General features: G+C 36.9%; 12 protein-coding genes. 9 read left to right on the forward strand and 3 right to left on the reverse strand.

Translation table 11 applies throughout. The features are described 5' to 3' along the window. Positions 1-19 precede the first annotated feature (19 nt). The 8 genes from H6G92_RS23825 (at position 20) to H6G92_RS23860 (ending at position 8655) form a co-directional block, all read left to right on the forward strand. Complete coding sequence (locus tag H6G92_RS23825; RefSeq protein WP_190896481.1) at positions 20-946, forward strand: glycosyltransferase family 2 protein; 927 nt, start codon at positions 20-22, stop codon at positions 944-946. A 19-nt stretch (positions 947-965) separates the two neighbouring features. Next, positions 966-2195, forward strand: coding sequence for an O-antigen ligase family protein (locus tag H6G92_RS23830; protein ID WP_242059293.1), 1230 nt, complete (start codon positions 966-968; stop codon positions 2193-2195). Between the two features lie 34 nt (positions 2196-2229). Beyond that, entirely contained in the window at positions 2230-3057 is an 828-nt protein-coding gene (locus H6G92_RS23835; RefSeq protein WP_190896408.1) for a class I SAM-dependent methyltransferase, read from the forward strand. Between the two features lie 63 nt (positions 3058-3120). Continuing rightward, positions 3121-4380, forward strand: a complete 1260-nt coding sequence (locus H6G92_RS23840; protein ID WP_190896409.1) for a glycosyltransferase family 4 protein — start codon at positions 3121-3123, stop codon at positions 4378-4380. Between the two features lie 36 nt (positions 4381-4416). Continuing rightward, entirely contained in the window at positions 4417-5433 is a 1017-nt protein-coding gene (locus H6G92_RS23845) for a hypothetical protein (RefSeq protein ID WP_190896411.1), read from the forward strand. A 133-nt stretch (positions 5434-5566) separates the two neighbouring features. Beyond that, positions 5567-6454 carry a glycosyltransferase family 2 protein gene (locus tag H6G92_RS23850; protein ID WP_190896413.1) on the forward strand — a complete coding sequence of 296 codons (888 nt, stop codon included), beginning with the start codon at positions 5567-5569 and terminating at the stop codon, positions 6452-6454. Between the two features lie 119 nt (positions 6455-6573). Further along, the gene (locus tag H6G92_RS23855; RefSeq protein ID WP_190896415.1) at positions 6574-7725 is read left to right on the forward strand and encodes a glycosyltransferase family 4 protein; all 1152 of its coding nucleotides are present in this window, start codon (positions 6574-6576) and stop codon (positions 7723-7725) included. A gap of 105 nt (positions 7726-7830) precedes the next feature. Next, a complete protein-coding gene (locus H6G92_RS23860) occupies positions 7831-8655 on the forward strand; it encodes a WecB/TagA/CpsF family glycosyltransferase (RefSeq protein WP_190896417.1) in 825 nt (274 codons plus the stop codon). A 179-nt stretch (positions 8656-8834) separates the two neighbouring features. Here the strand turns inward: H6G92_RS23860 and H6G92_RS23865 are convergent, their stop codons facing one another. Then, complete coding sequence (locus H6G92_RS23865; protein WP_190896419.1) at positions 8835-10007, reverse strand: endo-1,4-beta-xylanase; 1173 nt, start codon at positions 10005-10007, stop codon at positions 8835-8837. A gap of 422 nt (positions 10008-10429) precedes the next feature. After that, the gene (locus tag H6G92_RS23870; protein WP_181927528.1) at positions 10430-10648 is read right to left on the reverse strand and encodes an Hfq-related RNA-binding protein; all 219 of its coding nucleotides are present in this window, start codon (positions 10646-10648) and stop codon (positions 10430-10432) included. 69 nt (positions 10649-10717) lie between these two features. Here H6G92_RS23870 and dapF point away from each other — a divergent pair, with 69 nt between their 5' ends. Continuing rightward, on the forward strand, positions 10718-11557 hold the full coding sequence (gene dapF, locus H6G92_RS23875; protein ID WP_190896421.1) for a diaminopimelate epimerase: 840 nt from the start codon (positions 10718-10720) through the stop codon (positions 11555-11557). Positions 11558-12012: 455 nt separating this feature from the next. Here the strand turns inward: dapF and H6G92_RS23880 are convergent, their stop codons facing one another. Further along, on the reverse strand, positions 12013-13011 hold the full coding sequence (locus H6G92_RS23880) for a DMT family transporter (protein ID WP_190896423.1): 999 nt from the start codon (positions 13009-13011) through the stop codon (positions 12013-12015). Positions 13012-13063: the final 52 nt, after the last annotated feature.

The raw sequence follows: 13063 nt of genomic DNA on the forward strand, positions 1-13063 counted from the left end.
ATTATTTAACCTTTATATGATGCAAACACCAGTAACTTTTATTATTTTTAAACGTCCACAAACAACAGAGAAAGTTTTTGAAGTTATTCGCCAAGCCAAGCCAACAAAACTTTTTGTAATTGCAGATGGCCCCCGCACTGACCGCGAAGGTGAGGCAGAAAAGTGTGAAGAAACTCGGGCAATTATTGAAAAAGTTGATTGGGATTGCGAAGTCATCAAGAATTATTCTGATATCAACTTAGGTTGTGCCAAACGAGTATCTAGTGGTTTAGATTGGGTATTTAATAATGTTGAAGAGACAATTATTTTAGAAGATGATTGTATCCCTCACCCAACATTTTTCAGATTTAGCGAAGAACTGTTAGAAAAATATAGAAACGATACCAGAATTGCTACAATCTCTGCTCAAAATCTTCAATTTGGACGGAAACGCACAAATTATAGTTACTATTTTTCTCGCTACAATCACTGCTGGGGTTGGGCAAGTTGGAGACGTGCTTGGCAACATTATGATTTGACCATCAAACTCTGGAAAGAGGTGCAAGCAGAAAACCTTTTACATGACATTCTTATAGACCCAAAAGCAGTAAGTTATTGGCAACGAATATTTCAGTCTGTTTATAACAATCCTACAGGTATAACTTGGGATTACCAATGGACATTTGCTTGCTGGATACAGGGTAGCTTAAGCATTATTCCCAATGTCAATTTAATTTCTAATGTTGGTGTTGGTGCAGACGCGACTCATTTCAATTCCAGCCAAGAATTTTCGTTTATCAATATGTCGATGCAAGAGATGGAATTTCCTTTAAAACATCCACCGTTTATTGTAAGGAATATAGATGCAGATAATTTTACGCAAAAAACAGTATATAAAGCAACTGCATTAGATATTTTTAAAGAGGAGGTAAAGAAAAGATTTGATTACTCAAGGTTAAAAAAATAGTGATAGATTAATAAACAAAATGTCAGCGATGAAAGTAAAACTAACAGAAAAAATATTAACTATTTTGTTATTACTCATTGCTGTAGGGGCATTAACAATACACCCTGCACAAGAAGTTTCCATGTCTACCCTTGGAGGTGATAAGGTAGATACTTTGTTCAATATAGTTTCATATTTAATCTTATTTTATTTCCTAATTTCATACTGGAAAGGTTTTATTTATGTAATTACCAAAAGTCCATTACAGTTTTTTTTACTAGCAATAATTATATTTTCTATGTTGTGGTCAGAAGACCTAAGTTCTACTCTAAAAGATATAAAAGGTCTAATACGTATATATTTTATTGCAATCTATTTGGCAATGCGTTATCCCCTTAGGGAACAAATGAGGCTAATAGCTTGGGCACTCGGTGTAGCTGCATTATTATCTATGATATTCTCTGCATTCATACCAGGTTATATTCACACATCACCTGAATTAGTAGATATGTGGAGTGGAATTTATGGTCATAAAAATGAATTAGGTTACATGATGAATTGGAGTGCAGGAGTTTTTTTACATCTTGCCCTTAGTAGCAATCGATATCGCTGGTTGATGTGGGCACTATGTGGGTTATCTATGTGTTTAATTATCCTCACACGTTCCACAACATCTTTAGCTATCCTATTGACAATGATATTACTTTTACCTTTCTATCAATCCTTTAAAAAAACTAATTACAAATTACAAGTTATAATGATTACTACAGCTTTAATGTTACTCATTATTGTTTCAATCTTACTAATCAATAATGCTGAAACTGTAGTTGGAACTTCTGGAAAAGACCTTACCTTCAATGGTCGCTCTGATCTTTGGGAATTAGTGATAACTAAGGTTTTGGAAAGACCTTGGCTAGGTTATGGATATTCTGGATTTTGGACTAGTAATGCTGCATCTAATCTGAGAGCTACTTATGATTGGGCAAGTAATGCTCACAATGGGTTTTTAGAACTATTGTTAGAATTAGGATTTTTAGGTTTCTTGACTTTTGCAGCAGGATTTATCCGATTCTTCGTAATGGCATTGACTCGAATTGTTTCAATGGCTGAAAAACCCGAAGATTATTGGCCAATGCAGATGCTAATTATCATCGTCATAGTGAATTTCTCAGAAGCAAGATTATTAATTCCAGGTTGGAATTGGTTGATGTATGTCACAACCTCTCTATCTCTGACTCTTAGTTATCAGCGGGCACCAATATATAAATAGTTTACATTTTTGCATAATTCAAAGGTGAGAAAGCATGAAAAAGTTAAATTTTGGGTGTGGGCACAGATTTTCTCCTGGATGGATAAATATAGATTTTAATTCTGAGCATCCTGAAGTAATTGCCCATAACTTACTGCAACCACTTCCATACCCTAAAGATTATTTCGATGTAATTTATAGCAGTCATGTCCTAGAGCATTTCTCTAAAGACACGGGAGAAATGCTGGTAAAAGAATGCTATAGAGTTCTAAAACCTCAAGGTATTTTACGGATTGTTGTTCCTGACTTAGAGCGAACATGCCGTGAATATTTAAGAATTATCGAGAGTATTCAAAATGAGGAAGCTAGGAAACAATATGAATGGATTATTATTGAGTTAATCGACCAATTGGTTAGAACAGAACACGGTGGCTTGATGAAAACTTATTGGCGACAAGTGCTTGAAAACAATGATGAATCATCAATAAACTATGTAGAAGCAAGAACAGGTGTAAATATCAAAGAAGAGATAGCAACTCATAATACTACTTCTTTGTTGCAAAAGGTATTTAGTATAAATCAAAATAAACTCAAAAATAAATTCAAATACCTCTATATTGATATGGTAAAGAGGTTGATACCACGGTATGTCCGCAAATCTATGATAGATGAAACCTCCCTTGGTGAAAAACACAAGTGGATGTATGATAGCTATAGTATGAAAACCCTCTTTGAAAGAGTTGGTTTTTCAGATATTAAGTTTTTGGATGCCAATACAAGTGAGATTCCAAACTTTAGTAATGAAGTCTTAGATATTAATCCTGATGGAACAGTATATCTACCAGGCTCTTTATATTGCGAGGGCATTAAACCAAACAAATAAGACTGATACTCTGCGATAGGGAAGCAGTATTATCAAGTAGATTTTTTGAAAGATAGTGGTAATATGAACGTCTTGCTCCTTAGCACCCAGGATGTGGCTGGTGGTGCGGCTCGTGCTGCATATCGCTTGCACAAAGGGTTACAAAATATTGACTTACAATCACAAATGCTGGTGCAAGAAAAATATACTGATGACAAAACAGTAATTGCGCCTAAAATCAGATTATTTCAAGGCATAGCTAAGGCAAAGTTGACATTTGAAACTTTACCTTTAAAGCTTTATTCTCAAAAGCAAAACACTCCATTTTTTATTCAATGGTTGCCAGATAGACTTATTTCTCAAGTTGCTCAGATTAATCCAGACATAATAAATTTGCATTGGATTAGCGCAGCTTTCATGCAAATAGAAACTATTGCTAAACTAAAGCGCCCTTTGGTCTGGACTATTCATGATATGTGGGCATTTACTGGAGGATGCAGCTACGCTGGAGATTGCGATCGTTACCAAAGCTCCTGTGGAGCCTGTCCTCAACTGAATAGCAAAAAGGATTGGGATTTATCCCATTGGGTATGGCAACGTAAAGCTAAAGCATTAAAAAACTCAAATCTGACAATTGTTTCGCCAGGTACTTGGTTAGCCGAATGCGCCAAGTCTAGTTCTCTATTTAAGAATTTGCGAATTGAAGTAATTCCTAATGGGCTGGATACTCAAAAATATAAGCCTGTTCATCAAGGTTTAGCGCGAGAATTACTGAATTTACCTCTAGATAAACAACTTATTTTATTTGGAGCAATAGATGCAACCAATGACTCTAGAAAAGGTTTTCGTTACCTGCAACCAGCACTACAAGAATTAAGCAGATCTGGCTGGAAAGATAAGCTTGAGGTCGTTGTTTTCGGTGCATCTAAACCTGAAAATCCACCTGACTTGGGTTTCAAAACTCACTATTTGGGACACTTACACGATGACATATCTTTAGCAACTATTTACTCAGCTGCTGATGTGATGCTTGTACCCTCTCTTCAAGAATCTTTTGGACAGACAGCTTCTGAATCACTCGCTTGTGGTACTCCAGTTGTGGCGTTTAATTCTACTGGCTTAAAAGATATTGTTGATCATCAGCAGAACGGCTATTTGGCTAAACCTTATGAAATTGAGGATTTTGCCAAAGGAATTACCTGGGTACTTGAAAATGAACAGAGGCTGCAAAAGCTGTCATTCTATGCTCGTGAGAAAGCAGAACAAGAATTCACTCTGGAACTCCAAGCACGTCGTTATTCATCTTTGTTTGAGGAAATATTGATGATAGTAAAGAAATCTTAATTCAGTAATTAACTTAGTAAATAAATACTTCATAATATGTCAATACCTATAGCTTTTATAATTTGTACAGAACCTGGACGTTTAGAAGGTCAATCTTTGATGCTTGCGGAAAGTATTCGTAAGTTTTGCGGGGAATTGAAAAATACACCTATATATAGTTTTCATCCTAGAGTAGGTGAACCAATATTAAAGCAAACCCAACAAGCCTTTGAAGCGTTGCAGGTTACTCATCAACAAATTGCAATAAATCGAGAATTTCATGAATATTATTTAGCCAATAAACCTCTAGTTTGTGCATATGCAGAACAAAATATAGATGCAGAAATATTGGTTTTTTTAGACAGTGATAAATGCTTTTTTTCTGAACCAAAAGAATTTTTATTACCAGTAAATTGTAACATACGGTTACGTCCTGAGTATGGTCAAGGAATTGGTTCTACAGGTCTGCAAGACCCTCAAGAATGGTATTGGCAAAAACTATATGAAGTATTGGGAGTAAAGCATGAGATATTTGTTGACACACCAATTGGTAATAAAAGAATCAGAGCCTACTGGAATTCTGGTTTAGTTGCTGTGAGGAGGAGTGCGGGTATATTTACAGCTTGGAAAGAGAACTTTGAAAAAGTAATACGCCTGGATATTACTCCTCCCCAGGGTATTTATTTTGTTGAGCAGTCTGTTTTGTCTGTAACTTTATGTGCCTTGGGAGAAAATGTCGAACATCTTACTCCTAACTATAGTTATCCATTACCTTTGCATAACCGTTTATCAACAAAACTACAAATTCAACATTGGGATGATATTGTATCCATTCATTATTTCAACTTATTCTTTTATAACGATTGGAATGCACAAATCAAAAGATTGAAAAAAATCAATATCAATTCAGATAAATATCGATGGTTATGTCAAGAGGTTGTCAGACTTAATATGCCTCGTGTGTCAGTTTGGCATCGATATATGTTGACAATCAGAAGAATGGAACAAAAATTAAAAAACTTTAATTTAGATGTTAATATCAGTGGCTGGATAGAAAAGATGGTTAAATTTTAAACTTACCTAAAAATATACGGGAGATAAAAATTTGATGTTTGCATTATGAAGGTAAATTTGCAAAAATTGCATAAAAGTGCATTATTTTTATGATTGTTTTTGTAGATAGTAGATATTATATGAGGGAGATGAAATGAAGCAAGCAAATCTAGCTGTAATTATGACATGTTATAACAGGCGGAATACAACTCTTGCCTGTTTACATGCTTTATATGAGCAAACAAATCATTGTGATGTTTATTTAACTGATGATGGTAGCTCTGATGGCACTGCACAGGCTATCAAAGCAGAATATCCAGCAGTAAACATTCTTCAGGGTAATGGCAATTTATTCTGGGTGGGAGGAATGCATCTCGCCTTTGGTGAGGCGATAAGAAATCAATATGATTATTACCTGTGGTTAAATGATGACACGTTTCTGGAAGCCAATGCTGTCAGCAAACTATTACAGATTCATCAAAATTTGGCTGAACAAGATTCTCCAAACTCAATTGTAGTTGGTTCAACTAAAGACCCAACAACAGGAAGAGCAACCTATGGAGGAGCGGTAAAATCCAAAAAATGGTATTCTAACAAGTTTGAATTTTTAGAACCGAGTTCCGTTATCCAAAAATGCGATGCTATGTATGGTAACTGTGTGCTAATCCCTAAAAGTGTTGTCGCAAAAGTTGGCAATATTGATACAGCTTTTGTTCACAGTTTAGGAGATTTAGATTATGCCCTCAGAGCGCGTAAATTGGGTTGTCAAATATGGGTAGCTCCTGGATATGTTGGTACTTGTACGAAAAATTCTATCCGCAATAGTTGGGTAGATACCAATTTAAGTATATTAGAACGCTTGAAAAAGGTGCTGCAAATTAAAGGATTTCCATTGAAATCATGGACTATATTTTGTAGCAGGCACTCTGGTCCATTCTGGATGTTGTACTGGTTTTTACCCTATATTAGAGCAATTATTGGTTACAAGGACTTAGCAATTTCTCCTACATTTTCTGAGGATATTAACCAAACTAATTCATAATTTTGATCCTTCCAATAGGGTCATTAGCCAATAATATTTGGATAATTCATTTCAAAAAATTAACAAATGTAACTTCAAAAATAAATTTATTAACTTTTAAATAATCAGCAATCATTGTTATGGGCAAACGTTTACTAATTGTTTCAACACTCGATTCCAGTCAACCATTTGGTGCCTTTACTAGACCTTTTTATCTAGGAAAATATCTTACTAAAGATTTTGATTTTTTTCAGATTGGATTAGATTGTTCGTCTGTTAATTATGCACCTTCTGTTTCAATTGGGTCAAGAAGCCTGAAGTCATATATTCAAACTATAGAAAAGTGCATTGACGATTTTTGCCCAGATATCGTGTATGCTCAAGAAACATTACCTGGATTGGCTGCTTTCATTTCACTGAAGCTTAGAAAATACAGTAATTCATCTCTTGTATTAGATTTCCATACATTTTCGGCATATGAATACTGGATGCGTTTGTTTTCAGTTGCCAATCCTTTCAAAGAGTTTGTACAATGTATTAAGACATATATTGCTCAGGGGATTTTGATATTCTCTGGTAGTCCTATTATTGCAGCAGGTGACTCAATTCCTAAACTAATTTCGCAGTGGTATGGTAAAACTCCACAGCAGATTTATTGTATCGGGAATGGAGTTACTGAAGACTTACTAAATACCGAATCGTTTTCGGATAAAGACCCATATCAAGCATTCAGACCAGCTAAAGTAGTGGTTCTTATTGCTCCTAAAACGTTTCAATTTCCAAGTAATGATATGTCTGTAGCAATGACTATTGAGGTTGCTAAATATCTTGAAGGTCATCGGCAGAAAGTACATTTTGTTGTTATTGGTAGAGATAGTAGTGATATTTCAGAACCAATACCCTCTAACATTTGTTTTTTAGGTTTTTTACCTAAAAGGGAGGATTTTATTACCCATCTTAAATATGCAGATATTACTTTGCTGCCATTCTCTAAACAAGCAGTAGCAGGCGGTGCTAGGAATAAAGCGTTAGATTATTTCGCTAGTAGAAAGTTAGTTGTATCGACACCAGAAGGCTTGCGAGGCTTAGAAGAATTTCGCCACTTAGAACATCTGTTAATAACAGGATACTCTACGGAAGAAGTTGCTAACACAGTGCTGGAGGCAGCTTCAAACATTGATAAATATCAATCACTTGTAGATAAAGCATATACCTTAATTACAGAAAAATATTCTTGGAATGCAAGAGCAGAGAATATCGCGGAAATCCTGCTGAAAGTAAGTCCTGCTTAGTTAATTTAAATATTTAAATAAGTATTTAAATATTGCTAATTCATTTTTAAATGCTCACCGTTTCTGTGACATTAAGTCTCCTAGTTGTAAAATAAAGATTAAGTCATGAAAAATCGATTTTCTTATAAATTTCTTGGTATTAAATTGGATGCCCTCTCTATCCCAGAGTTAAATTTATTGATAGAAGAATCTATTGAGAAGAATGATAAATGGATTATTGCTAATCATAACTTGCATAGTCTTTATCTCTTTCATAATGATCTAAAAATGCAAGATTTTTATGCCAAGGCAAAATATATCCATATTGATGGTATGCCTTTATTGTTTATTGGAAAGCTGTTAGGTTTTCCAATGAAACGAGAACAAAGAGTAACCTATGCTGACTGGGTATGGCCTCTGATGGCGGAAGCTGCTAATAAAGACTGGCGTGTATTCTATTTAGGTTCAAAGCCAGGAGTTGCTGAACAAGGAGCAAATATTTTGCGCCAGAGATTTCCTGGTTTACAGATTGCTTGCGCTCATGGCTATATTGATATGGATAAAGATAGTCAAGAAAATCTTGCTACTCTAGCTGCAATTAATGCTTACAAACCCCATGTATTAATGGTTGGGATGGGTATGCCACGCCAAGAGTATTGGATTTCAGAAAATCTTGAACATATTCACACCAACAGTATTTTGACTAGTGGAGCCTGCATGGACTATGTAGCAGGAGCAATACCTACTCCGCCTCGCTGGATGGGAAAGGTGGGCTTAGAATGGTTGTATCGGTTGTTTTGTGAACCGAAAAGGCTTTGGAGACGTTACTTACTTGAGCCTTGGTTTGTAGGCACATTATTTTTACGAGAAATTTGGAGTATGCCAAGTCAACAAAAAAAAAATAGAATGCTGCTATTTATCAGCACAAGATTTCACAAGTTTGTAGCGTGATTGAGTAATGATTGAGTCTCTCCAAGCCTTACCAGTAGGTAGCTCAATTTGTCACGAATTTATAAAATACTGTTTTAAAGCTTAACCATTAATTAGTGAGCACGCCTGATTCAAGTTTTGTACTTATGAATAGCGAAGAATCTCGCCACATACTTCGCTTGGAATAATATTTAAAAGCGCTATTTACGCCTGGGTGGAGTATAAGTTACTTGCTTAAAAGCCTGGGCAATAGCATTGCGGGCAGGTTTAGGTTGCAGGTTCTCATCGAAGGGAAGCGGACGCAGAAATTTCCAGAGATTTGGATTGTCCCTAAAGGTTTTTCTTGGCATCCAGTCAGGATGACGTATCCAAGTATGACGATCGGTAAGTCCCCATGTAATTATAGTATCAACTTTAGCTGCAAAGCAAATGTCAAGATATCGTTTGTAACTATCGGCTACCATCTGGTCTAGCTTTTTGATGCTATCGGGTAGTGGGGTATCAATGATAATATCTAATTCTGTGATTATTGGTTTAACTTCAAGATCGTTAAGCCGTTTTAAGACGGAATTAAATCCTTTCTCGTCAAAACCATAGGCTGTAGAAAACCATAGATGTGATTGGATACCTGCTCCATCAATTTTAACGCCACTATTCTTCAGATATTCGACCATTTTTAAGAAACGGTTTGATTTCCATGTAGCGCCTTCGATGCCAAAATCATTGAGGTAAAATTTCTTGCTGCTATCAACTGAAGCAGCAATTAAAAATAAGTCTCGAATTAATTCTGGCTTTACCCCTTTACGCAAACCGTAGGTAGCGTTATCAGTTTCATTCTCATTATCAGCGATAATTTCATTAGCTATATCCCAAGACTTTAAAACCTTGCTATTACGATAATGACCCATAACTCCTTTAACATGCCGTTCGAGCATTTTAAGAGTGGGGGGGTAAGGAACCCAGTCTGGTTTTCCCATGTGCCAGAAAAGAGTATGCCCGTGCAAGTCTATATTATGCTTTTGGCAGAAATCAGCGATCGCATCTGCTGATTCAAAAGTAAATTTTCCTGGCTGTGGTTCAGTGGCGTTCCATTTTAATTCACCATTTGGTGTCACAATCGAACATTCACGAGCCATTAGGCTAGCGTAATCCTTCTCTGTTTGCAAAAATTCACTAGAAATTGCTGCGCCATAACGTTTTCCTTTGGCGGCAGCTAATTGCCGAAGAGGAGAATTTACATTTGTATAATTTGCCGCAATAGCATTCGTACTCTGATCTTCTTTTTGTTTATCCTTTTGTAAAAACCCCATAGTCAATAAGGCAGAAAGGGTTGTGTATCCTACTCGTGTTAAAAATTTTCTCCGATCAGGCATAAATTATACTTAATAAAAAACACATAGATTATTATATTACAGAAGAAGTTTTGATACTTTTTAAGGTTTAGTTATGATTTCCACAATCATTGCAGCCCAAGCAGTTAAAGCTACCCTTTATCTCCCCCATCAGTAACTTTTCCTGCCGAATGCTGCACCAACACTAACTAAGAACTACAAGAATTTATCGATTTTCACTCAGATATACGGAGTTTGAGTAGTTTTGCAGTATAGCCAAGAGCGATCGCCGCTAGAATATTATAATTTATGTCTTTCATGGCTAATTTTTCAACTAAATGTTTGCCTTTGGCGTTCCCGCAGGGTAGCTATCACAAGGTTTTTGGGAGATTGCTACCCTTCTCTACGAGACGCACTTGCATTCGGTCACAATGACGGTTATTTAAGCGGAAATGATACTACTTCTAACTTGTTTTCGGCTTGATGTATGCGATCGCTTGTTTCCAAACAGTGCTTTGCTGACTGTTTTCATCAGCAATACAGATACACTGTGGATCTTGCCATAAAACCTTTCCTGTCAACACATCACCAGTCAGCAGCTTTAATTCCACTGGCGTTGTTTGTTTAATCAGGTTTTGGACTTGTCTAATACTGGGTAAAGTGGTGTCAAATTCGGTAAGCATTTTTAGTAAAGATGAACCTACAAGGCAAAATAAAGAGTAACTAATCCTTGATAATTCATCCTTGAAGAAATGGCAATCGAATTTACTAAGTATCATGGTCTAGGCAACGACTTTATTTTGATTGACAATCGCTCGTCATCTTTGCCTGTAGTGACACCAGAGCAAGCCATCAAGTTGTGTGATCGCCACTTTGGCATCGGTGCTGATGGTGTAATTTTTGCCCTACCGGGAGAAAACGGCACTGACTACACCATGCGGATTTTTAATTCCGATGGTTCAGAACCAGAAATGTGTGGTAACGGCATTCGCTGTTTAGCTGGCTTTTTAGCAGACTTAGAAGGCGAATCCCGGAATCAAGACTCATATCGCATTCATACTTTGGGCGGTGTCATGACTCCCCAACTCTTATCTGATGGTCAAGTTAAAGTAGACATGGGTTTACCCAGGTTACTCGCTAGCGAAATTCCTACCACTCTTGCACCCGCCCAAGAAAAAGTAATTTCTCAGCCGTTAGAGGTGGCGGGACAAACTTGGGATGTCACCTGTGTAAATATGGGAAATCCTCACTGCATTACCTTTGTGGAAGATGTAGCTGCAATTGAGCTAGAAAGCATAGGCCCGAAATTTGAGCATCACCCAGTTTTTCCCCAACGCATAAATACCGAATTTATTCAAGTGGTACGCCGTGACTATTTGAAAATGCGGGTGTGGGAACGGGGTGCTGGGATTACATTGGCTTGTGGGACTGGTGCTTGTGCTTCCTTGGTGGCTGGAGTGTTAACAGGGAAATGCGATCGCACTGCAACTATAGAATTACCAGGTGGCCCTTTGCAAATTGAATGGTCAGAAATCGACCAACGGGTTTACATGACAGGCCCGGCTGAGAGGGTCTTTACGGGTAAACTGTAACCGACTTCCCATTGGCATTACTCAAGTAGTAGCAATACTTTTCGGTTAAGGGGGAAAAGGTTAAAGGGAAAGGGTTTGAATTTACCTTTACCCCAAGCCCAGTAACCTTTCCCCAGACCAAAAGAGAGATTGTTGGGTTTATCCGAAAAGCATTGCAGGTAGTAGTGTCATAAAAGTCTTGCAGCGATCGCGGTGGTGGCTTCCAAATGAGTTAGGACTTACGCAAAATCATGAAAAAACGAACCGCCAAGTACGCCAAGTGCGCCAAGTAATAAGAGTTGTAGAGGGTTTTTGCGTAAGTCCTGTGAGTGCAAGCTGCTCTTAATTATGCCCGCGATCGCGCCAAGCAGGAACCAGCCCGCTATCAGAAATCAATTGTCTATGAAGTTTTAAGGGTTGCTAGTAAGTACTTTAGTGCTTAGAAAATCAGGACTAAAGTCTTGACTACGAACTTGTTAAGATTCACTTTCCACTGGAGACTGCATGGGGATATTAACTGTAGATTTAATAGATTCTTTAGTAGAAATAGCTAGATAGATACCACCTAAAATTAGACCCAACCCTAGGAAGTTAAAAACACTCAAATTTTCCGAAAAAAGTATCCAAGCAAGAATAGCAACAATCACTGGATTGAGTAGCAAGAGTAAAGAGAGGAATCCTGAAGAAAAAGTTTTCAGGCTGTATACAATTAGCCCATGACCCAAGGCTTCACAAATAGCACCTAGTGCAAATACTACTAACCAACCTGACAAAGAAACTGGGAAAACTTGTTTTTCAAAGATGAGCACTACTGGGAGCATTAATGAAGTTGCGATGACACAGCGCCACATAAGGATGGTAATAATTGAAAACTTATTGCGGATTTGCTCGATAAGTAAAAAGTTTGCTGCATAAAATATCGATGAGATGAGGGCAACGGCATCACCTGTAAAATTATTATTAGAGCGTAATAAATCTTCAAATCCAACTGCGATCGCGCCAATCATTGCTAATATTAAACCAATGATAAATTTGCGCCCAAAAATTTGATTAAAAAACAGCCAACCTCCTAATGTAGTGAATAGCGGATTGAGACTACCTAACGCATTAGCATTAGCAGCACCAGTCTGGGTTAGCGACCAAGTCCAAGATAATCGGCCTAATACATGAACTAGACCCACTGCTATTAAAAACGCTATATCTTTGATTGGATAAGACTGCTGTCGTAATACAGGTTCATCATCCGTAATCTGAGTCCGTGCTTGGTTAATTCCACTCCATAATCCAAAGATAATAGTTGCTATCCATAAGCGATTAAAAAATGTAGCGGCGGCGCTCATTTCCCTAACAGCAATTTTAATAAGTATTGCTGTCGCCGATAAAGCTAATAATGCGGTTATAACTGTTATTATCGGTAGTATTTTTGAAGCTTTATTAGGTTTTTCTGGTGTTAGGCTTAATTGATTTTCTACCATTTAATTATATTTATTAAACAAACTGCCAAGTACGAAGGAGTAATGATTATGT

The sequence above is a fragment of the Nostoc foliaceum FACHB-393 genome, from assembly GCF_014698505.1.
GTDB lineage: Bacteria > Cyanobacteriota > Cyanobacteriia > Cyanobacteriales > Nostocaceae > Nostoc > Nostoc foliaceum_A.